Source organism: Candidatus Mycoplasma mahonii (assembly GCF_030550815.1).
In the GTDB taxonomy this organism is placed as follows: domain Bacteria; phylum Bacillota_I; class Bacilli_A; order Mycoplasmatales; family Metamycoplasmataceae; genus Mycoplasma_O; species Mycoplasma_O mahonii.
Window position 1 is genome coordinate 760151 of the sequence record NZ_CP114583.1, and the last position, 24235, is coordinate 784385.

General features: G+C 31.2%; 15 protein-coding genes and 2 pseudogenes. 6 read left to right on the forward strand and 11 right to left on the reverse strand.

Features of this window, described 5'->3' with window-relative positions; all coding sequences use genetic code 4:
• Nucleotides 1-4: 4 nt before the first annotated feature.
• The 3 genes from O3I44_RS03490 to ftsH all read right to left on the reverse strand — a co-directional run bounded on the left by O3I44_RS03490 (nt 5) and on the right by ftsH (nt 3552).
• Nucleotides 5-769 (reverse strand): TatD family hydrolase, encoded by a 765-nt coding sequence (locus tag O3I44_RS03490; RefSeq protein ID WP_303717126.1) that lies wholly within the window; start codon nt 767-769, stop codon nt 5-7.
• 24 nt (nt 770-793) lie between these two features.
• A complete protein-coding gene (rsmG, locus tag O3I44_RS03495) occupies nt 794-1471 on the reverse strand; it encodes a 16S rRNA (guanine(527)-N(7))-methyltransferase RsmG (protein WP_303717127.1) in 678 nt (225 codons plus the stop codon).
• Nucleotides 1472-1539: 68 nt separating this feature from the next.
• Nucleotides 1540-3552 (reverse strand): ATP-dependent zinc metalloprotease FtsH, encoded by a 2013-nt coding sequence (gene ftsH / locus O3I44_RS03500; protein ID WP_303717128.1) that lies wholly within the window; start codon nt 3550-3552, stop codon nt 1540-1542.
• A gap of 568 nt (nt 3553-4120) precedes the next feature.
• Here ftsH and O3I44_RS03505 point away from each other — a divergent pair.
• Complete coding sequence (locus tag O3I44_RS03505) at nt 4121-5623, forward strand: DEAD/DEAH box helicase (RefSeq protein WP_303717129.1); 1503 nt, start codon at nt 4121-4123, stop codon at nt 5621-5623.
• 109 nt (nt 5624-5732) lie between these two features.
• Here O3I44_RS03505 and gyrA read toward each other — a convergent pair whose 3' ends face one another.
• The 3 genes and pseudogenes from gyrA to O3I44_RS03520 all read right to left on the reverse strand — a co-directional run bounded on the left by gyrA (nt 5733) and on the right by O3I44_RS03520 (nt 11437).
• Nucleotides 5733-8423: a DNA gyrase subunit A gene (gyrA, locus tag O3I44_RS03510; protein WP_303717130.1), complete on the reverse strand. Its 2691-nt coding sequence runs from the start codon at nt 8421-8423 to the stop codon at nt 5733-5735.
• Nucleotides 8424-8612: 189 nt separating this feature from the next.
• The gene (gene gyrB, locus O3I44_RS03515) at nt 8613-10520 is read right to left on the reverse strand and encodes a DNA topoisomerase (ATP-hydrolyzing) subunit B (RefSeq protein WP_303717131.1); all 1908 of its coding nucleotides are present in this window, start codon (nt 10518-10520) and stop codon (nt 8613-8615) included.
• A 218-nt stretch (nt 10521-10738) separates the two neighbouring features.
• Nucleotides 10739-11437, reverse strand: a pseudogene (locus tag O3I44_RS03520) (metallopeptidase TldD-related protein).
• A 79-nt stretch (nt 11438-11516) separates the two neighbouring features.
• Here O3I44_RS03520 and O3I44_RS03525 point away from each other — a divergent pair.
• The 5 genes and pseudogenes from O3I44_RS03525 to O3I44_RS03695 form a co-directional block, all read left to right on the forward strand.
• Complete coding sequence (locus tag O3I44_RS03525; RefSeq protein ID WP_303717132.1) at nt 11517-12092, forward strand: YaaA family protein; 576 nt, start codon at nt 11517-11519, stop codon at nt 12090-12092.
• 383 nt (nt 12093-12475) lie between these two features.
• On the forward strand, nt 12476-12781 hold the full coding sequence (locus tag O3I44_RS03530) for a hypothetical protein (protein ID WP_303717133.1): 306 nt from the start codon (nt 12476-12478) through the stop codon (nt 12779-12781).
• A 48-nt stretch (nt 12782-12829) separates the two neighbouring features.
• Nucleotides 12830-13384 (forward strand): aminoacyl-tRNA hydrolase, encoded by a 555-nt coding sequence (pth, locus tag O3I44_RS03535; RefSeq protein ID WP_303717134.1) that lies wholly within the window; start codon nt 12830-12832, stop codon nt 13382-13384.
• A gap of 443 nt (nt 13385-13827) precedes the next feature.
• Nucleotides 13828-15483: a GIY-YIG nuclease family protein gene (locus O3I44_RS03540; RefSeq protein WP_303717135.1), complete on the forward strand. Its 1656-nt coding sequence runs from the start codon at nt 13828-13830 to the stop codon at nt 15481-15483.
• 133 nt (nt 15484-15616) lie between these two features.
• Nucleotides 15617-15763: pseudogene (locus O3I44_RS03695) on the forward strand (IS256 family transposase); the annotation flags it as partial.
• 341 nt (nt 15764-16104) lie between these two features.
• Here the strand turns inward: O3I44_RS03695 and uvrA are convergent.
• The 5 genes from uvrA to O3I44_RS03565 form a co-directional block, all read right to left on the reverse strand.
• Nucleotides 16105-18939, reverse strand: a complete 2835-nt coding sequence (gene uvrA / locus O3I44_RS03545; RefSeq protein ID WP_303717136.1) for an excinuclease ABC subunit UvrA — start codon at nt 18937-18939, stop codon at nt 16105-16107.
• 58 nt (nt 18940-18997) lie between these two features.
• The gene (locus O3I44_RS03550; protein ID WP_303717137.1) at nt 18998-19534 is read right to left on the reverse strand and encodes a hypothetical protein; all 537 of its coding nucleotides are present in this window, start codon (nt 19532-19534) and stop codon (nt 18998-19000) included.
• A gap of 80 nt (nt 19535-19614) precedes the next feature.
• The gene (gene uvrB / locus O3I44_RS03555; RefSeq protein WP_373317534.1) at nt 19615-21588 is read right to left on the reverse strand and encodes an excinuclease ABC subunit UvrB; all 1974 of its coding nucleotides are present in this window, start codon (nt 21586-21588) and stop codon (nt 19615-19617) included.
• 349 nt (nt 21589-21937) lie between these two features.
• Nucleotides 21938-23497, reverse strand: a complete 1560-nt coding sequence (locus O3I44_RS03560; protein WP_303717138.1) for an NCS2 family permease — start codon at nt 23495-23497, stop codon at nt 21938-21940.
• 323 nt (nt 23498-23820) lie between these two features.
• The gene (locus tag O3I44_RS03565; protein WP_303717139.1) at nt 23821-24231 is read right to left on the reverse strand and encodes a hypothetical protein; all 411 of its coding nucleotides are present in this window, start codon (nt 24229-24231) and stop codon (nt 23821-23823) included.
• Nucleotides 24232-24235: the final 4 nt, after the last annotated feature.

Genomic DNA, 24235 nt, shown 5'->3' on the forward strand with positions numbered 1-24235 from the left:
GAAATTATATATTGAATACCTTTATTGCGTTTTCATAAATATTTTTAACCACTTCATCATCTTTTTCGTTTCTAATGGCTGCGATAAAATCTACAACATATTTAACATTTTTAGGTTCATTGGGCATTTTTCCACGATATGGGGTTGGTGTTAAAAAGGGAGAATCTGTTTCTGACAAAATTTTATTCAACGGAATATTTTTAACAACTTCTTGAACATCCTTTGCGTTTTTGAATGTAACAATCCCGGAAAAAGAGATGTAAGCACCCAGTTTGATAAACTTTTGTGCTCATTCCAAATTTCCTGTGTAAGAGTGCATGATGAATGTTATCCCTTTAAATTCATCACTTGCAATAATGTTATACACTTGCTGAAATGAATCCCGTGCATGAATTTCGATAGGAAGATTGTGATCTTTAGCTTTAATAAGATGTTTTCTAAATGAAGTTACTTGGTTCTCTAATGACGGATTATTATCATGATAAAGATCAATACCTGTTTCACCAATGAATTTAATGTCATTGTAATCAATTTCATCTAGGATGGATGTATCATTTTTATCCACTTCACATGGGTGAATGCCAACACCTGCAAAAACATTTGGATGTTTTTTAGCTACTTCAATCGCGTTAAGTGAATCTTTTTTAGTTGTTCCAGGAACAAAAATATAGGAAATATAATTCATGGTGGCGTTGTCTACCAATTTATTAGTTTCATTTTCTTTAAAAAATTCACTACCGATATGAGCATGAGTGTCGATATATTTCATAAATAAATTATATAAAAAAAGATACTACTTAACAATATCTTTTCATGGTCTTGGATATCCTTGTAGGTGTAGTGATTTTTTAGTATACGTAATCAAATTAACTTCTTTGTCTTTAATGGTTTTAACTGGAACTATCTTTGGTGAAACATTTAGGATTTTAATTATCTTTTTGGCTGCTTTTATTTCTTCTTTAGCCATTGGGCCTTTGATAAATGCATATTCAGAAAATTTCTTCCCGATATGAATCGATGCTTCACAAAGATATCGAAATTCTGCAACTGCCCTTGCTGTAATATAGTCAAAGTAGTTAAACATTTTAGCATCTTCTACTCTTGTCATTTGGACTCTAGCATTTAGTTTTAGTTTGACGCATGTTTCCATTAGAAAAATCATTCTTTTCTCTTGCGGTTCAAACATTATTAGTTCCAATTCAGGGTGACTTATGACAAATGGAATCGAAGGAAATCCAACACCAGCTCCAATATCCAATAGTTTTTTTTCTATAAAATCTTCTGTGTGAGGAAACGCTGCTTCAAGTGTTAAGATAGATTCAAGAATTCCTTCTTTTCATAAAACATCACCTTTGAAACCCGTTAAGTTCATAACCTTATTTTGTGATTCAATAATTTCAACATATTCTTCTAATTTTGCAAAAATTAACTCATCATTAATATGTTCTCTTGTTAACTCTTTGTAGTTCATAATGAAATTATACCTTTATTATTAAAAAAAGATATTTTTACCTTTTTCTAAACGTTATTTTCAGTTTGTTATTTTTTGCTATGTTTTTTAACATCATTAATTATTTCACTTAATGAGGCATCTTTTTCGCTTTTTTTAACGATTTTTTTTGCAGGAAGTCTTTTAAGATTTTCATGAATATAATCTATTTCTTCTTTAACAATTGTTTCTTTTTCTAATAACTCATCAGCAATTAATTTTAACAATTTTTTATTTTCTTTTATGACAGAAAGAGCTTTTGTTTCAGCACCAACCACTAATTCTCTAATGGCATCATCAATTTTTTCAGCAAGTGCATCTGAATAATCTTTACTTGTCTGGTTTGGCCCTAAGAATCCATTTGGATTTATTTTCTCATAAGCAATTGGACCAAGGATTGACATACCAAATTGTGTGACCATTGAACGAGCAATGTTTGTTGCTCTTTCAATATCGTTATGAGCGCCTGTTGACACTTCGCCTTTACCGTAAATTATTTGCTCGGCAGCTCTACCACCCATGTAAGAAATAATTTTAGCTTCAAGTTCTGATTTTTTATAGTTATATGTTTCTTTTCTTGGGGTCATTAATGTATATCCACCTGCATCGCCACGTGGAATGATGGTAATTTTTTGAACTATTTCTGCATCTGATATTTTTAGTCCAATAATAGCATGACCAGCTTCATGGTAAGCAACCATCATCATTTCTTCAGGCGTAATTGTTCTATGTTTTTTAGCTGGACCAGCTACAACTCTATCGATTGCTTCGTCAATTTGCTGAATTGTGATTAAATTAGTTTTTTCTCTAACTGATAATAAAGCAGCTTCATTAACAACATTTTCTAATTGTGCACCTGAGTAACCAGGAGTTCTCTTAGCCACATTTTTAAAATCAACCTCACTATGAATTCTTTTACCTTTGGCATGTAACTCAAGAATCATTTCCCTCTCCAAAATATCAGGATTATTAACTGTAATAACACGGTCAAAGCGACCAGGTCTTAATAGCGCTGGATCTAGAACATCTGTTCTATTTGTAGCGGCAATAATTAGAAGGCCTGAGTTTTCATCCATTCCATCCATTTCCACAAGAATCTGATTAAGCGTTTGCTCTCTTTCATCATTTCCCGAAAGTGAAGATCCACGTTTTCTACCAACGGCATCTAACTCATCAATAAATAGGATAGCTGGAGCAACCTTACGAGCTTCCTTAAACATTTCACGTACCCGTTTAGCCCCCATACCAGCAAACATCTCAACAAAGTTAGAGGCAGATATAAAGTAAAACGGAACATTAGCTTCGCCGGCTGTTGCCTTAGCAAGTAATGTTTTACCTGTGCCTGGAGGACCACCTAACATGATTCCTTTTGGTATTCTTGCTCCTGCAGCTTCATACTTTTTAGGATTTCTTAAAAAGTCAACAACTTCTTCAATTTCTTCCTTAACTTCTTTTTGTCCAGCAACATCTGAAAATCTTTTGTTAGAAATAATTTTCTTGGCAGGGTTTTTACCTGCACCAAAGATGCCTCCACTTCCTCCGCCTTGATTTGCTCTTTTAATAAAGAACATAATACCAAAGATCATTAATAATGTTATTCCAAATGTGCTAATAAAACTTCAAATGGCAGAATTATTTTTTGGGGTTCCTATTGCAGTTAATTTACCTTCATTTGGTTGTCCACCATTTAAAGCCATATTAACAATTTCGTGAATACCACCTTGATTGCTATTTTCATATATTTGACTAATAAAAGTTGGGCTGGCATAAACAACATAACTTTCACTTTCCCCAGAAGAAGGGACTTCTTCAACATAAATTGCTTGTGCTATACTATCAGTTGTGATAGATTTGAAATAATGATCATCTTCCACATTTGTTGAGGAGCCGGTTAATCGTGTTTTAAATTCATTAATGTTTTTAGTTTCTTTTGATTTTTTAAAGACGTCAAAAACTCATAGAGCAAGTATGATAATTACTGCAAAAAATACCACAGTCATTATTAATCTAGTTCAATTAAATCCTTTTTTTGGTTCGTGTGTACCTTGTGCTGGTTGTGACATCTAAGCTCCTTTAATATTACAAGTCTTATTATATTATAAAGATGTTAAAAAAACACCTTTTTTAAACAATAATTCTTTTTTTATGAAATTGCTACAAAACTTGTAAATTCTTGATATAAAGGTTTGAACTATTATGAGTAACTATAATACTTTATTTATTATGTTTGGTCTCTTTAAAATTAATAGTGCTTAGATGAATATTTGTTATGAATAAAGACTTATTCATTGTTTATGAAAATGATTTTTGCATTTGACAATTAGTTAAACCAAAGAAATATTCTTTTTGGATATATTTGTTATCTAGTTGGTCCTATAATTACTGTACTTTTTGCTTGCCAACATAATAATGATTTTTGTGCACCAAAGCATTATATGGCAATGTAACTTCATGGGTTCCTTTTGTTTCTAATTAGTCCGTAACCCAATTGTAAGGCAAGGGGTCTTTCATAATGAAATTTTTAAGTACACTTAGATATACATTGAATAATTGTGTAATATATTTGGAAATTTCATTAATACCTATATAATGAGGGAAGTTGTCTTACCCGGGCGACCGGAAATGAGAAAAATGAAATTTAAAGAATTAAATTTATCCAAAGAACTGCTCGATACACTCGAACTAATTGGATATAGAGAAGCATCACCAATTCAAGAAAAGGCGATCCCTGTTGCTATGTCTGGTAATGATATTATTGGTCAAGCACAAACAGGAACAGGAAAAACTGCGGCATTTGGTATTCCCTTAATTGAAAATACAATTAAAAATAGGAATTTGCAACATATTATTCTTGCACCTTCAAGAGAATTAGCAACTCAAATATATAATGAGTTGCACAAGCTATCAGCTAATAAAGATATTAAGGTGATCGACATTATTGGTGGTATTTCCTACACCATTCAAAAAAGATCATTAAGTAGTGGACCTAATATTATTGTTGCAACACCAGGAAGATTCATCGATAACCTTGATAAAGGCTTAATTGATCTTTCACATGTAACTACATTTACACTTGATGAAGCAGATGAAATGTTGAATTTTGGTTTCTATAAAGAAATCACCAGAATTAAAAAATCATTGCCTGATAAAATTCAAACACTATTTTTTACTGCAACATTTAATCCAAAAATTAAAAAATTGGCGACTGAAATTTTAAATAACCCAGTATCCATTATTATTTCAGAAGGACTATCCTCAACTCAAACAGTTTTGCAAAAACATATTATAGTGACTGAAAGGCAAAAAATTTCAACATTAGTGGCATTATTGCAAATGTTAAAACCTAAGTCCGCGATTATTTTTGGGAGAACAAAAAGAAGGGTTGAAGAATTAACAGCAGCACTTAAAAAAATGAATTTTGATGTAGTAGGAATCCAAGGTGATATGAGACAAAGAGAAAGATCCTTTGCTATGGATGGTTTCAGAAGAGGTAAAGTAAGCATAATCGTCGGAACTGACGTAATTGCTAGGGGAATTGATGTTGATGGGATTGATTATGTCTTCAACTTTGATTTACCAGATGAACTTGAATACTTTACTCATAGAATTGGGAGAACAGGAAGAGCCGGAAGCAAAGGAACATCAATTTCCTTTATCAAGGAAACTGAAAGATCATACTTTAAGCAGATTATGAACACAACTGGTTCAACATCAGAACAATGACCAATACCGTCTGGGAAAGATTTGGCAGAGGTTAAAGAGAAACAACTTGAGGATTCTATGAAAGTTCTTTTGGAGATGGGCAAAAATAAATTCACTGAAACTGGAAAAATGATTTCTGAGTCATTTACCAAAGAGGAACTTGGGATTATTCTTAGTGAAGCCCTTATTGGTTCAAAGGATGTTTCTCAAAGTATAACATTAACACAAGAAGTGAGTAATGCACAAAGAAGAGGGGTAAAAGGCGGAAGGTCTTCCGGAGGAAGAAATAGAGGCGGTGGAAAACGTTCATCATATGGTTCTCAAGGTGGAAACAGAAGAGGTTATGGCGGTGGAAAGAACAATTCATATTCTTCAAATAGATCAAGCACAAGCAGGGCCAATTTAAGTAGACCAAGAAGTCCAAAAAAATAGTTATGAACATAAATATAGCGATTTAATATCTTCGCTATTTTTTATTAGAATTATAAAATTAATGTATATAAAACTATCCATTAAAGCTTTGTAATGATATGGTTTGAACTTACTTTAAACTTTTTAGCGAAATTTCCTGAGTTTTTCTGATTGCTTCCTCAACTTTTTCTTCAATATCAAATGTATCAATAACTGATATAGATTTAATTGCATTACCATCAGATAATTTAATCATTTTGACACCCTTGGCCCCACGCCCTGAATTGGCGACTTGTGTCAATGTTGTTCTAATTGTGATACCTTGCTTTGTAATAATAAGAATATCTTCATTACCTTTAACAACTTCCACAAATTTAAGATATCCTGCTTTTTTAGTATCAATAGATTTAACGCCTTTTGCTCCTCGTTTTGTTTGTCTATAATTAGAGAAATGTGTTTTTTTACCAAATCCATCTTCTCCAACGGATAAGATGTAGTCGCCAGCTAATGAATGAGATGCTCCAACAACTTTTGATTTCAGGTTATCTGACAAATTAATACCTTTAACTCCAGAAGCAGTCCTTCCCATTGGTCTAGCTTCAGTAACATCAAATCTCACAACCTTACCTGTTGATGAACCAATAATAACTTGTTCATCATTAGTTACAATCATCGCCTTAACGAGCATGTCTTCTTCTTTAAGTCCAAGAGCTCTTTTACCGTTTTTATTAATCCTTTCATATTCTAAAATATGTGTTTTTTTAATAATCCCTTTTTTGGTGATAGTTACCAAGAAACTACCATCATCATATGAATCGGTAGTTAGGAGTGAAATAACTTTCTCTCCCTTCTCAATTCCAATTAAGTTTAAAAATGGAATCCCTTTTGACTGTTTAGACATTTCAGGGACCTTATGCGCCCTAATTCGATAAACCTTCCCATAAGATGTAAAGATTAATAAGTCTGTATGTGTTGTTGTAGTAAGAATCTTTTCAACATTATCATCTTCATAAGTTGTCATTGATCTAGAACCAATACCACCTCTGTTTTGCGAAGAATACTCTTCAAGCGGAATCCGCTTCACATATCCATTAGAAGACATTGTGATGGCAATATCTTTTTGGGGAATCAAGTCTTCATCTTGAATAGATCCTATTCCTTCAACAATTTCTGTTTTTCTAGTATCGCCGAATTTTTCTTTAATTTCTTCTAACTCATCAATGATCAGGTCTCTCATTACTTCTCTATTATTTAGAATATATTGCAGTTCCGTGATTGTCTTGTTAAGTTCTTCATGCTCAAGATTCATTTTTTCGATCGCAAGACCTGTCAATCTACCTAACCTCATATCAGTTATTGCTTTAGATTGCACTTGAGATAAACTATATGTATTCATTAACTTTTCTTGAGCCTCTAAATCATTTGAAGCAGATCTAATTGTTTTAATAACAGCATCAATATTCTCAATAGCGATTTTAAGTCCTTCAATGATGTGAGATCTAGCTTCTATTTTTTGGAGATCAAATTCACTTCTTCTTTGGACAATTTCAAATTGATGTTTTAAATAAACTTCTAATGATTGTTTAAGGTTAAGCAATTGTGGCTGACCACTAACTAATGAAAGAGAATTTACAGAAAAATTTGTTTGTAACTGAGTTTTTTTAAATAATTTATTTAAAAGAACTTCAGGCACAACATCTCTTCTAAGCTCAATTACAATCCTAATTCCTTTTCTTGATGTTTCATCTCTTAAATCCGTAATACCTTCAATAACTTTGTCTTTAACTAAGTAGGCAATTTTTTCAATCATATTTGCTTTGTTAACCATGTATGGTATTTCAGTCACAATAATTTTTGATTTACCATTTTTAAGTTCTTCAATTCTGGTTCTTGATCTTGTTTTAACTGATCCTTTGCCAGTCATGTAAGCTGCCTTAATACCATTTGAGCCAAGAATAATCCCTCCAGTAGGAAAATCGGGCCCAGTGACATATTCCATCAACTCTTCAATGGTTATCTCTGGATTTCTTGAAAGTGCAATAGCCCCATTGATTACTTCTGTTAGATTGTGCGGTGGGATATTTGTGGCCATACCAACGGCAATACCAGTTCCACCAGTAACAAGGAGATTGGGAATTCTTGAGGGTAAAACTTCCGGTTCAACTTCTGAACCATCATAATTAGGGATAAAATTAACAGTATTCTTTCTAATTCCTTGAACCATTAGTGAAGCGATTTTAGACATACGAGCTTCGGTGTATCTCATTGCCGCTGCTCCATCGCCATCAATAGAACCAAAATTACCATGTCCATCAACCATTGGATATCTCATTGAGAAATCTTGAGCCATACGAACCATAGCTTCATAAACTGATGAATCGCCATGTGGGTGATACTTGCCAAGTACATCACCAACAATACGAGCTGATTTCTTGTGAGACACAGATGAAGTTAATCCGAGTTCATGCATTCCAAAAAGAATTCTCCGATGAACTGGCTTAAGTCCATCCCTTGCATCTGGGAGTGCACGAGCCACAATGACAGACATTGCATATTCTAAGAAAGATGATCTCATTTCTTTTGATACAGAAATTGGTGAAAGACCTTTTGTAGCATCATCTATTATTTGTGACTTAACTTGATAAGTATCGGCATTTTGAGGAGCTTCTTTTATTTCTTCTTCTTTATCTTTTTCATCTTGTGTTTTTTCTTTGACAAAAACTCTTTCCATTTTCTCTTCTTCAACTAAATACTTATCATTATCATCGGAAGCATTATCGTAAACTAATTTATCCGGATCTTTTTCATTATCATCAAACATTATTTACCACCTTTCATATTTACTAGATATTCTCTGTATTCCACTTGTTCATCGAGCGACAATTGGTTTGGTCAAGTGTTTGTAAAATAATAAAAAAGTGCTACTGGTCAAAAGAATATTATTAGACAAAATAAAATCCATTTTTTCACCATTTTAAATCCATCAAATTTATTTTTTCCATTTATCATTTTATACGTCAATTTCCGCATATTTTGCATTAGTGTTGATAAAATTCCGACGTGGTTCAACATCATCACCCATTAAGATTGAAAATGTTAAGTCAGCTGCAGCTGCATCATTTATTTGAACTTGCAACATCTTTCTTTCTTCAGGATCCATTGTGGTATCTCATAGTTGATCAGGATCCATTTCACCCAAACCTTTATATCTTTGAATCGTAAATTTAGTATCTTCACTTAATGTTTTTAAATAATTATCTTTTTCCGCATCTGAATATGCATAAATTATTTTCTTACCAGTGCTAACTTTATATAAAGGTGGTTGGGCAATATAAATAAAGCCATATTCAATAAGTGGTCTTAGATATCTATAAAAGAATGTTAATAATAATGTTCTAATGTGAGCACCATCAACGTCGGCATCGGTCATAATGATGATTTTATGATATCTCAATTTATTAATATTAAAGTCTTCCCCAACGCTTGTTCCAAGAGCAATTATTAGTGCTCCAATTTCATTATTAGCAAATACCTTATCAATTCTAGCTTTCTCGGTATTGATAACCTTACCTCTAAGTGGTAAGATGGCCTGTGTTTCACGGTCTCTACCAAGCTTAGCAGATCCACCAGCTGAATCACCTTCGACAATATAAACTTCTGATATTTCGGCATTTTTACTTGAACAGTCAGCAAGTTTTCCAGGAAGTGATCCTATATCAAAGACAGACTTTCTTCTGGTTACTTCTCTTGCATTTTGTGCAGCAAATCTTGCTCTTTGGGCAAGAAGAGATTTTTCAATCATTGTTTTAGAAATTAGTGGATTCTCAACTAGAAATCTTTCAAGCATCTCGGAAAGAACTTTATTTGTTGCCATTCTGGCGTCTTTGTTTCCTAATTTTCCTTTTGTTTGACCTTCAAAAACAGGATCCATATGCTTGATTGAAATAATAGCAGTAAGACCTTCTTTAACATCGTCTCTAGATAATTTTTCTTTCTCATCTTTGAATAACTTATTTTCACCAGCATATTGATTAAAGATACGGATGAGAGCATCCATAAATCCTTGTTCATGGGTTCCACCTTCAATAGTAGCTATATTATTAGCATATGAGACAATGTTCGCCTGGAATCCTGTGTTGTATTGAAAGGCTACTTCAGTAATAACATCTCCATCAGTCCCTTTAAAATGTCCTTCAGCATAAATTATTTCTTCATTAATAACCTCTTTAGAGTGATTAAGTTCAGAAACATATTCAACAATACCTCCTTCGAAGTGGTAATCTTCTATTTTGTCTATTCTTTCGTCTTTAACAATAAGTCTTAGACCTTTATTTAAATAAGCTGTTTGTCTTGTTCTATCACAGATAGCTTCAAAATCAAATTCATTTTCATCCATAACTGAGTAGTCAGGGTGAAACTTAATTTTTGTTCCTTGTCTATCTGTTGTTCCAACAATTTTCATCGGTTCCACAGCTTTACCGCCATTTTTAAAGTGTTGGTAATTAAGATTACCATCTCGCTCTACTCAAACTTCTAAACTATCAGAAAGAGCATTAACAACAGAAGCCCCAACACCATGCAGACCACCAGAGACTTTATAAGTATCAGAGTCAAACTTCCCTCCAGCATGTAAAACGGTCAAAACGGTCTCTACAGTTGATTTGCCTGTTTTAGGATGAATAGCAACAGGAATACCACGACCATCATCCTCAACAATAACAGATCCATCAGTTGTGATCGTAATATTAACAACTGATGCAAAACCGGCCATTGCTTCATCAATGGAGTTGTCAACTATTTCTCACACCAAATGATGCAACCCCTTTATTCCTGTAGTACCAATGTACATTCCAGGTCTTTTACGAACAGCTTCTAATCCTTCTAATACCTGGATATTACTAGCATTATATTCTGACATTTCGTCCTTCTTTCTCTTGACTTATATTGTAATGAATTATACTCCATTTTTATGCTTTTTAAGCAAATATACACTTTTTAGACGATTTAAGCTCAATAACTTAAACATTTTATTTAATAACTACTTCTTAAAATAATGGTTATTAAGAAAAATATGCCTTTTAGGGGCATAAACTTAATTTGTTGAAAATGAAAGTTAAATGATCATCATGACATTAATTAAGCTAATGGAAGCTTTTTAGACAATTTAATCATCGGAGAAGTATATAAGTGTTGTCTTAATAATCTATCAGAGACTTGATTAATATTAAATGCAACATCTTTAAAGAAATTTCCATATATAACAGCTGCTTTTATGTGTTTTCCAATTTTACCTTTGATAACAAGATTTCTTAATATTTCAAGTGAAACATCACCCGATATTGGATTCAATTCAAAATGAACCCCTTTAATACTTTTAATAATAAACCCTTTTAAGGTTGATTGAATAATATCATTTTTTGATTTTGTACCTGGGCTATCATAGCATTATGAAAAGAAGCGCCATTCACAACATTATTACCTGCGGACTCAATTATTTAGTTTAGATGCAAGTTTTTCATCCACTAAATAATGTTTTAAAATGCCTTTATCAATGAATTCAGCTTCATGAGCCAAAAGACAATCAGCATCATATGTCTTATACATTCCAATTTCTTGATTAATCGGTTTATTGATGAGCGTTATTTTATTTGACAATATTGCTTTTCCAATTTTATTAGCTCATACTGTTTTTGCTTTACTAAATTTAAATTTTTGTATTGTTTTGCACAACTTTTTTTCAACAAATAACTTAGCGTAATCTGCACCATTAGATAACAATATAGAAATTATTTTCTTTGCTTTTTCCTTATTGAACATGCGTCTCCTTATGTTCATATATGCATTATATATATCATTGGTTGAACAAATGTTAAGAATAATAAATACCGGATTTTAAAAGGTTTATAATCAAATTATGAAATATAAAATAATTATAAGCCCATCCAAAAATATTAATAGAAATGCATCTGCAATTACCAAAGATGGATCAAAACCATTATTTTTAATAAAAGCAAAAGAAGTTTTTCGTCCTATCAGGAAACTTGATCTTGCTCAAACCAAAAAACTGTATGGTTTATCTGACAAGAAAAGCTTAGAAGTTTATGATATGCATCAAAAGCATGGTGAGAATAATTATTACGCAATAGAATACTATGGCGGTCTATTTTATCAACGACTTGATCTTACAGATAAAAGTAGAGAGTGATTACAAGAACATGTTGTCATTGTGGACGCCTTATATGGTCTTTTAAGACCATATGATCGTGTAAGTGAATATAGATTAGATTTTACTATTAAATTCCCGTTTAACTTGAGAGCATTTTGAAAAGAAGATATAAATAAATACTTTGAATGTTATGAAGTTTATAACTTAGCATCTAAAGAATTTTCTTCAATGATTAATAAAAAACTAATTGAAGTGCCTTTATCAGGAGAAGGCAATATTAAAATTCAAAGAGCAGAAGCATTTAATAAATTCAAAAAAGATTAAATATTTACATCCATTTTATGAAATAAAAAGTAGGCTCCATTAATTAAAGCCAACTGATTATTAAATTAACATATGAAGTATGTTGTGTAATTGATGGGTTTGTTGCGTCTTTTTAAGACACACTATTTATTATAGGCATTAACTAAATTTTGAGTATTCTTTACTATAAAATTATAGTTTCAATAAATTTTCATATAGTAGGTGTTGCTTATAATTATTTTAGCATTTAGAGTACTATAGACTTTAGTAATATTTATTGAAATACCAATAGTATTTAATATTTCTATTTTAGCTAATTATATAAACAATAGTTATAAATTAAATATATTGTATATATAAATTAAATATATTGTATAATTTTCATATTAAAATGAAAGGTCAAAATGACAATAACCAGAGGACAAAGATTTATAGGATTTTTAATAAACCTAATCACATTTAATGGTCTTGGAATAGGTAACTTAATATTACTGCTTACATCAGGAAGAACAATTGGTGGGATAGTAGCAGGATATAAATATGAGCATGGAGGAATTGAAATTGTTTTGACGTGGTTGGTACGTATATTAATTAGTTTCTTGATTTTATTCACACTTGGTATATTCTGAATTGTAGATATCGCTACAATGGAAAAAAGAGATGGCAGATTTTATGAAGCATGATCTAATAATAGAAAGATTGCTCTATAAATTAATAAAACCTAAGGGTTTTTTATTTTGAATTGTTATAATTTAAACATGAAATTAATTGTAGGACTTGGTAATCCGGGTGAAAAATATGAAAAAACAAGGCATAACATCGGGTTTAGCGTCATTGATGCCTTTGCTCATCAAAGCAATTTGAAACTTAAAAAACATAAATTTAATGGTATTTTCTATAAATCTGATGATTTTATATTGGCCAAACCAGAAACATATATCAATCTTTCTGGCGACTTTGTTTCTGCAATAGTAAAATTTTATAAGATTCAGATTGAAGACATTTTAATAATTTATGATGATATGGATCATAAAGTAGGAACAGCGGTCATGAAGGGTTCTGGATCTGCTGGAGGACAAAATGGGATGAAGGATATTATTAATAAACTAGGAACCAACCATATCAATAGATTAAAAATAGGAATTGGTCGAAATGACTCTTCAATCAATCATGTTCTTGGTAAATTTTCCGATGTGCAATGGCAAAAAATTAATACTATTGCTCACCAAATTAGTCAAGCTATAAATGATTTTATTGAGTTAGGACCCAGTAAGGCTATGACAAACTTTAACACTTTTTTCAACATCGGATAATAGTGTTATTTTCTTATTTAAAATATGTATAAACTTCTTCATTTTACGTCTAGATAAATCATTTGCTTATTCATAAAATGCAATTGTCATCCATATTGTTCAGGAGAAAAAGGAACACTAGAAAATAAACATAGAATTATAAGAAGATTAATCTCTAAGGGGAAAAAATTAAATAAATATACAAATAAAGATTTATTAATCCTAAATAAATTTGTCAATAACTACTATTCAAGAACATTTAATAGAATATAATGAAGCAGAACCAATAACGGCATTGAAAGACTTTTTTTTCATTACTGAAAATTAGGTCCACTTATCCTTGGACAAAATACTTCATATTCTTCTGCATACTGTTTTTAGCATCTCTATAGTTTAATAATGAAAGTTTACATAAACATGCATCATGTAGAAACACAAAAACATTAATATCGTATAATTTGTTTGTGAAAATTGATGATTTAAAACAAGTTCCAAAAAATCCTGGTGTTTATATTTGAAAGGATAAATTTGATAATGTCCTTTATGTCGGTAAAGCAAAAAGATTAGATATAAGAATGAAGCAATATTTTAAAGGAATGCTTAATTCTTATAAAACTGCTAAGCTTGTTGATAATATTGCTTCATTTAAATATTTCATAACAAAAAACGAAAAAGAAGCGTTGATTTTAGAAAGAAACTTAATTAGTAAGTATTCACCTGAATATAATATTAAATTGTCTGATGATAAAAGATATCCTTATATAGTCGCTTCTTTAGCATCTAAACTTTCAATAAAATTAGCTTATCGTTTGCCAAAAAGCAAGAGTAAAAATACTATTATTTATGGCCCTTTTCCAACTGGATTCAGAGCACGAAGGATGGTTAATCTTCTTACACGTTTGACAACATATGAAAATGGGATTCCAAAAGAAAGCAATGATCCCATTTACTGGAAAAAACAATTTGAATACACTAAAAAATTATTATCATCTGGATCTAAATCTCTATTAAAAACACTTGAAGGCAAAATGACTGAGGCTGCAAACAAGGAACAATACGAAGTTGCTCATGATATTCAAGAATCTATTAAAGCACTTGATTTTTACAAGGACACGCAAAATGTTCAATTAACATCTCTTGTTGATACTGATGTCATTGGATTTCTTGAAAAAGATGGATATCTATCAATTTCCATGCTTTTTTATCGTCAAGGATTGCTTCTTTCTAAGAAGGAAAGAATTATTGAAATCACTTCGTCACTAAATGAAAGCACAAGACAATTTGCTTCCCAATATTATGCATACAACTATATGCCTAAGCAAATAATTTCAAATTTTGATTTTGAATCCGAAATTAATGTTCTCATTCCAATGAAAGGAAGCAAGAAAGAGATTTTAGATCTTGCACTCATTAATGCCAGCAATAATATTGATATAAAACTAAAAGAATTTATTCGCCATGAAGAATTAACAATGGGTGCAGTTGATAAATTAAAAAAATTACTTAATTTAATAAACCTTCATCATATTATTATGATTGACAATTCAAATACTAATAATACTAATCCAGTATCAGCAATTGTCTCCTACAGAAATGGGATTAAACAGAAAAATGAATATAAGAAATACAACTTAGAAATAGGCACACGTCTGGCTGATGTTGATTATATGAAACAGGGAATAACAAGATACTTTAGTAATGAAAAAAATGCCATTCCCGATCTATTAATTGTAGATGGAGGTAAAGCACAAGTTAATGAAATAAAAAAGATATTCACTAATGTTCCTATTATTGGATTGGTTAAAAACAGCCAACATTTAACAGACCATATGATTAACTTAGAAGGTCAAGACATTTCTATTGAAGATCAAAATTTATTCAACTTCTTGAAGGGAATACAAATTGAAGTTGATCGGTTTGCCAAATATCACCATAATTTCCGAAGAAGAAAAAGCATGGAAGGGATTTTAAAGACCATCCCCGGCATTGGCGATGTTACTGAAAGAAAATTGCTTGAACATTTTAAAACATATTCAGCAATTTACAATTCATCATTTGAAGATTTATGCAAAGTGGTTTCAAAAAAAATAGCAAAACTCTTAATTAATAACAAAAATTAGGAAGACTAGAAACATGTATAAGAAAGTAGAAAGTTTTGTGTAACTCCTATGTTGTAAAGTTACAATAAGGAGTTTTTATTATGAAAAAAGAAAAAGAAAAAGAAAAAACTTTCCAAAAAACTTTCCAAAAAAAATAGCAAAACTTTTGGAAGAACATGGTGGTGAAGAATTTAAGGGTAAAACATTTGATGAAATTTTGCTAGAAACTGCAAAGCCAATGCTTGAGAAAATGCTTAATTCAGAAATGGATGAACATTTAGTATATCTTAAAAACAAAATTTAGAACAATATCTACTTTTGTTGGAAAATATATCTTTTCAATAATGGCCACTTATTAATGTTAAATTTGAAAGATTAGATATTTCCTTATTAAAATTAAAAAAATATTCTGTCTCGATTTGCATATCCTTTACCACATATAGCATACTCAAATATACAACTTGTCTCTTAGTTGGATAATTCTAAAAATGATTTTATTATTGTCTTCAATATTGCAACTTTAAATTCTTGATCTGATAATTAAACACTTATCGGTTTCTTTATGATCATCTTAAATAATATGGTTTTGAAATATATGAAAAGGTTGCTTTATGTGTTTTTTTATCAAATGTAATCATGTACTTAGTGCCCAAAAATATCTTTTAGATACATGCCAGTAAATGAATCTTTATTCTTAGCAACTTGTTGAGGTGTTCCGGCCGCAACCACTCTCCCACCATTAATTCCCCCACCAGGTCCTAAGTCGATAATATAATCAGATGTTTTAATGACATCAAGATTATGTTCAATAACTAAAACAGTGTCACCACCATCAACGATTCGATTAAGAACCACTAGTAATTTTTGAACATCAAATTGATGCAACCCAGTTGTGGGTTCATCTAGAATGTACATCGTTTTACCTGTTGGTTTTTTAAGTAAGAAAGTGGCTAATTTTACTCTTTGAGCTTCTCCACCAGATAAGGTTGTAGCACTTTGACCAAGTGTGATATAGTTAAGACCAACATCATCCAAAGCTTGAAGTTTAAATTTAATTTTTGGTCTATTTTCAAAAAACTTAAGCGCTGTGTGAACTCTCATATTCAAAACATCAGCAATTGATTTATTTTTATATTTAGCCTCAAGTGTTTCTCGGTTATACCTTTTGCCATCACAATGATCACACATAACATAAACATTAGGTAAAAAGTGCATTTCGATTTTAATAGAACCTCCGCCGCGGCATTTATCACATCTACCACCATCAACATTAAATGAGAAGCGCCCTCTTTGATATCCTCTTGCTCTTGATAACTGCGTTTGAGTAAAGAGATCTCTAATATCATCAAAGACGCTTGTATATGTTGCTGGATTAGATCTTGGGGTTCTCCCGATTGGTGATTGCGAAATTTGGATTACCTTATCTATATTTTGCATACCAGTAATATTTTTGTGAGCACCTGTTTTTAAAAATGGATTAGTGAGTTGCTTTTGTAAAGACTTTCCCAGAATTTCATTTACTAATGAAGATTTTCCTGATCCAGAAACCCCAGTCACTGCAATTAATTTTCCTAAAGGAAATTTAACACTAATGTTTTGCAAATTATTTTCTGATGCACCTTTAATTTCAATAACCTTTCCATTACCTGATCTATAATTTTTAGGTGTGGAAATAGTATTTCTGCCCGATAGAAAATCACCAGTAATAGAATATTTGTTATCGCTGATTTCTTTCACAGTGCCAGCTGCAACAACTTCACCACCAGCATCACCAGCTTTGGGACCAATATCAATGATGAAATCAGCTGATCTAATAGTCTCTTCATCGTGCTCAACAATAATCAGTGTATTTCCAATTTCTACCATTTTCTTTAATGTTTCAATTAATTTTTTATTGTCTTTTTGATGAAGGCCAATTGATGGTTCGTCCAAAACATACAAAACACCTGTCAGGTTTGATCCTATTTGAGTAGCAAGTCTTATTCTTTGCGACTCTCCCCCTGAAAGAGTTTCGGCTTTACGATCTAGTGTAAGATATTCAAGCCCAACATTAACCAAAAATGATAAACGATCAACCACCTCATTAATAATTAATGTTGAAATTTCAACTTCTTCTTTTGAGAGTTTCAGTTTAATAATAAATTCTAAGGCATCTGTAACAGATAACTGAGTAAATTCATGAATATCAATTTTATTTACTTTGACAGCAAGGGCATGTTCATTTAGACGTTTACCACGGCATACTTTACAAGTAACATCAGACATAAATGTGTCTCTAATTCATTTTCTAATTCTTTCAGAGTTAGAATTTAAATGTCTTCTTTCAATTTTTGTAGCAATACCCTCAATTTTCTCAGTTTTCTTATACATGTTTCCAGATGAAGTAATCAATTTATAGGTTATATCCTCGGTTGCACCTTCCATAATAATCTTGATTTCTTTTTTTGATAGATATTCAATCTTTTTATCAAGATTAATATTGTAGTGATCCATCAATATTTTAAATTGTTGTCAGTCAATGTTCTCAGAACCAACTAAATTTTTAAAGAAGACAATCCCGCCTTCATTAATAGATAATTCTTCATTAGGCATTAATTTTTCAACATCAACATTTAATTTAACACCTAACCCTTTACAAGCCGTACACATTCCAGCTGGTGCATTGAAAGAAAATAATCTTGGCTCAATAAGTGGCATATCAAAATCACCATGAGGACATGAGTGATATTTTGAGTAAGAAGATTCTCCAACTCCAACTACATTAACAATTATTAATCCTTTTCCATATTCAAGGGCCAACTCAATTGCTTCACTAATTCTTGATCTTTCTTCTTCTTTTAAGATAATTCTATCGACAACAATTTCAACATTATGTTTCTTATTTTTGTCCAATTTAATTTCATCTTCTAAAGTCATTAGAGTTCCATTAACTCTGATTCTTAAAAATCCATCACGTTTTAGTTTTTCAAAAAGATTACTGTGAATTCCTTTTTCGGCTCTAACTATGGGAGCAAGAATAATCAACCTTGCACTTTCCTTATTTTTATAAATAGAATTAATAATGTCCTTTGATCTTTGGGCTGATATCTTGATATTATGAACAGGACAAAAAGGGGTACCTATCCTGGCATATAGAAGTCTAATGTAGTCATAAATTTCAGTTACGGTCCCCACAGTTGATCTAGGATTATTATGAGTTGTTTTTTGTTCAATGGAAATGGCTGGTGAAAGACCTTCAATAGAATCCACTAGTGGTTTTTGTGTTCCTCCAAGAAACTGACGAGCATAAGAAGATAAAGAGTCAACGTATCTTCTTCTGCCTTCTTCATAAATGGTGTCAAAAGCAAGTGAAGATTTACCAGATCCCGAGACACCAGTAAAAACAACCATTTTGTCTTTGGGTATTTTAACATCAATGTTCTTCAGGTTGTTTTCTTTAGCACCTTTAACGATTATATATTTAGTAGTTTCTTTCATTATGGAATTATAGTATAAATACAAAAATTAATGTAATTAGCAACTCAACATATATGTGTTATTTTTTAATTCCAAAAACTGACCAAAATGTTTTTGTATCACCATTAGTATCATCCTTTGGCTCTAGTTTTTCTTTTAGTCTTTGGTTTTCATCTTCTAATTCGGAAACTTTAATTCTTAGATCATCAATAGTTAAGTCTTTCACAACTAGTTCACGTTGCTTTAAAGACATGAAAACCCAAATAAATGTTTTAACAATAAAGAGAACTACAACCGAAATAATCATAAGAACAATATTTTTAACTCATTCCCATTTAATATTTAGATTTAAAAATTTACTAATCATAAAGGAGATAAAAATAGTTACCATAAATGACGAAAGAATAAAAACATAGTGCATCATTCTATATTTGATTTTATTAGTATATAAAATATATATTTCACATGCAAAAGCGATAATGATTAAGACAATTCATGATAATAATTTTTCGTCAATATCTAGTCATCCAGGTATAAAGGAAAAAGAAATCGTGAAAAGGGGTGTTATCACAAATCCAAACCATCATTTTCGTAAAATATTATCGTTTTTATTCATATATGTATTATAAGTAGTTTGAGATTATTTTATGTTATTAATTAAGCATGATAAATTTTAAACTTAATAATTTAAAAAAATTATAAAATATCACTTTCCAGTTCTAAAATTAAATCCCTTAAATGAGCAGCTCTTTCATAATCCATATCTTTGGATGCTTTTAACATTTGGGTCCTTAAATCATCAATAAAGGCCTTTTTGGATTCCTTGTTCAATTTCTCACCATTCATAAATTCCTTCAGACTTCCACGTTTACTGTCAGCATCAATTGATTTTGGAATTGGCTTGACAATTGTTTGAGGAATAATGGTATGTTTGATATTACTTTTCTCCTGAATATCTCTTCTTCTTTGTGTTTCATCCATTGCCCCCTTCATTGATTTTGTAATAACATCACCATAGAAGATAACATGACCATCTTTATTTCTAGCAGCCCGACCAATCATTTGAATTAATGATGTTTTTCCCCTCATAAATGATTCTTTATCAGCATCAAGAATCAAAATTAATGAAACTTCAGGAATATCAATTCCTTCTCTTAATAAATTAATTCCAATAACTGTATCATAAATACCTTTTCTTAATTTTCTTAAAATCTCTTCTCTTTCAAATGTTTTATGTTCTGAGTGCATGTACATGACTTTTTCATTTTTTTCTTGCAAAAAACGGGTTAATTCTTCAGCTGTACGTTTAGTTGTAGTCATAATGAAAGTTCTCTGCTTTTTTTTCTTTTGTTTCTGTAAACGATCATAAATATCTTCTACTTGTCCTTTAATCGGAACCACTTCAATAGTGGGATCAAGTAATCCAGTTGGTCGGATGATTTGTGAAACCACGACACCATCAGCTTTATCAACCTCATATGCAGAAGGAGTAGCAGAAATATAGATTTTTTGAAAGCTAAAATCACTTTCAAATTCTTCAAATTTAAGCGGTCTATTATCAAGTGCTGATGGCAATCTAAAGCCGTAATTAACTAGATTTGATTTCCGAGAAAAATCTCCTTTATACATCGCATGCAACTGAGGAATCATCATGTGTGATTCATCTAAAATCATTAAAGCATCATTTGGCATATAGTCAAGAATGGTATATGGTCTTTCACCAACTTTTCTACCATCTAAATGTCTAGAATAATTTTCTATTCCGGAAGTAACCCCAAATTCTTTTAGAGATTCAAGATCGGAATTGGTTCTTTCTTCAAGCCTCTGTGCTTCTAAAAGCTTTCCATTTTCTTTGAAATAAGCTAACCTTGGGATTAACTCTTTTTCGATGTCCACCACAACACGATCAATAGTTTCCTTTTTAGTGGTGTAAGCATTAGCTGGAAAAATAGTCATATCTTGATGTTTCCTTAAAACTTCGCCTGTCAAAACATCAACTCGCATAATTTGTTCAATAACATCACCAAACATATCGATTTTAATGTAATACTCACTTGTTCAACCAGGTGCAAGTTCAATAACATCACCTCTAGCTCTAAAATTACCAGGTTCAAGAGTCACATTATTTCTTGAATAATTTCTTTTCACTAATTCAGCAAAGAAATCCTTTCGATCAATTTTCATTCCTACTTCAATGGGGTAAAATGAAGCTCGATATTCATCTGGAGATAAAGCTCCATAAATGGCCGCTACAGAAGCAACCACAATAGTATCCCTTCTTGTTGAAAGGGCATTAAGTGATGACATGCGCATTGATTCTAGATCTCAATTAGATTTTGATGTTTTATCAATAAATGTATCTGATGAAGGCATATAGGCTTCTGGGCGATAATAATCAAAATTAGAAATAAAATATTCAACTCTATTTTCCGGAAAGAAACTTTTTAGCTCTGAATAGAGTTGTGCTGCTAATGTTTTATTATGAGAAAGTACAATCACGGGACGATTCTGATTTTGAATTACATTTGCAATGGTAAATGTTTTACCAGTGGCCGTTGCACCTAAAAGCACCTGGTGAGTGTCCTTGTTATTGATGCCTTTTATCAACTCTTCTATAGCCTTAGGTTGATCACCTTTTGGGCTAAAACCACTATTTAATTTGAAATTCATAATTAAATTATAGGTTATAAATAAAAATATATCCAGACAATAATTTATACATGGTATTTCTATTAGCATAAATATTTTTGCTAACAAAAGGAATGTAATATTTTAGATAGTTTTAAATGCGTGAGTCACACTGGATGGGGTTAAAATCTTGTATGATTCACATGCTATTCTGTTTTTTTAATAATGATTTTTAAGAATTGAATATGCAACATTGTAAAATTATAAGGAATATTACAGATAAACATTTATGGAAAATCTTCAAACAAAAACAACATTTACACTTAAACATGGAAATGAAGAAACATATTATGAATATAAATCATCTATCTTTTTAATTTGTAATACTGAGTTAATATGCATATAGTGGCATTGTAGCAAAGTAAACAACAGCCAAAGCAAACATAGCAATCATTATTGGGTTTTTTATGCGATCTCAAAATTCTTTTTGGCTTGAATTATGAAGCACACTTGGCAACCCTCTTTTCATTTTAATTGTTGTAATTAATAAACCTGAAAGATCTATCAAATAAAACATGACTACTCCCGCTGCAATTCCTGTTGAAATTGAATATGATAACATCCCAAAAGCAATTGTTACAAACAATATTGGTATTTCCAATGTTTTATTTCAATCGAAAGATTTAAGTTGCCCAATCATAATTGAACCTACAAGGATTAATATTGGGCCAGTGACTGGCATAATCGTTCCTGATTGAGATGCAACTCCCTCTTGTATATGGTTTATCGGAAGAATTGGTGTCATAATGGGTCATAATGCAATTGCCAAAATAAATCCTAGAGAACTTATCACTGATGCAAATCCCGTTCTTGCTCCTTGTGAAATTCCTGCAGTGGATTCTATATAAGAAGTAGTTGTGGAGGTCAACATCAATGATCCCACAATAGTTGATCCTGCATCAACAATGTTTGCTTTTTTTAGCCATTTACCATCTTTCTCAAGACCTGCTTGCTGTTCAACAGCAAATAAAGTTCCAGTAGTATCAAAAAAGTCAATATACAAAAACACAAATATTGCAATATAGATTTTCCCATTGCTAAATGAACTACCAAATGAATTCCACATTCCACGAGATAACTGACCAAACTTACTAAATGAATTGTAATTATTTAATTTAAAAGCCAATGATGCATCTGTAACACCGGATACTTTTAAAATAGCAAGAAGTACAATTCCTGTCATCATCGCAATAATAGCAGCACCTTTGATTTTGGCAAAATGAAGGACAAATACAAGAGCCATAACAACTAGTGCAACAATAACAAAAGGATCTTTTAGATTACCAAGCTTTGTGGCTGTAGATATGCCAAGTGCCCCAGATTCCATCGCTCTAGAACCATCAAAAGCTCCTTCACCAAAGTTAAAGGCATTTCCAAATGGAGAAGCACCTGAAACGATTATTCCTGAATCAACTAAACCAATGTATGCCAAAAACATTCCAATCATTGCTCCAATTCCCAATTTCATGTTTCTTGGTAATATTTTAGCAATGTATTTTCGAGCAGGGGTGATTGCTATAATTGCATACAAGATACCAGAGACTAATGTTGCAATAAGCGCCCCCTCTATTTGCATACCAAGAATGTTTCCAGCAACTGTATAGGCTAAAAAAGCATTAACTCCCATTCCAGGAGCTAAGGCAATAGGAACATTAGCAAATAGCCCCATTGCTAGCGTTCCAATAAATGCTGAAAGGACTGTTCCTAAAAAGAAAACACCAGTATAATCACGTGCTCCGTTAGCATTTGATAATATAGCAGGATTCACAGCTAAAATATACGACATAGCGAGAAATGTTGTTATCCCCCCGACAATTTCTTTTTTAAATGTTGCAGACCGATCTTTAAACTTGAAAAATTTTGAAATATTATCCGTTATTGAACTCAACATAATTTTTTCTCCTTTTCTTAAAAATAAATTATAAATAAACTCATCATTGAATCAATACAATACTTAACTTAAAAAATGCTACAATAAAATAAAATTCCCAGTATTTAATCTTAACTTCCACTTCTCTTTAATCATATCAATATTATTATTTTTAAAATGTTATATTTTGGTATTTTTAAAATGTTATATTTTGCGATAAAGTTCAAAATAAAATACTATTATGTATTTTTGGTGTCTTATCAAAGTAATGCTTTAAAATTTAACTTATTGTCAATTTACAAGTTAATATTTTAATTGCTTTTTATACACGACATAAACTAATCTTATGCATGCGTTTCTAATATTCATCCATTGCCTCATTGGTCATAAAATTTAGTTAAATATATCCCTTCAGCATATTCATATTTTGTTTTAGGATAATCTTCTTTAAAATATTTAGAGTTTTCTAAATTTCTTTGAATTTCATCAAACTGAGTTTCGTTTTCTAACCTCAATATAAAGTCACCGGAATAACCGGTTGCAGGGTAAGTGTCATTGTGTCTTGCAATCATAATATTTATATCATTCATTAGTTCAAGATATGAATAAGTTCATGTTTTTTCATTTCCATCAACCTCTAATTCAGGCTTTAGGAATAATTTTTTTAAAAGCTTTCCTTTAAAAGCTTCGATGTAGGCATTCGATTGTTCTTCAATATTTCCACGTGTTCTTAAATATAATTTTAATTTTGTCATATGA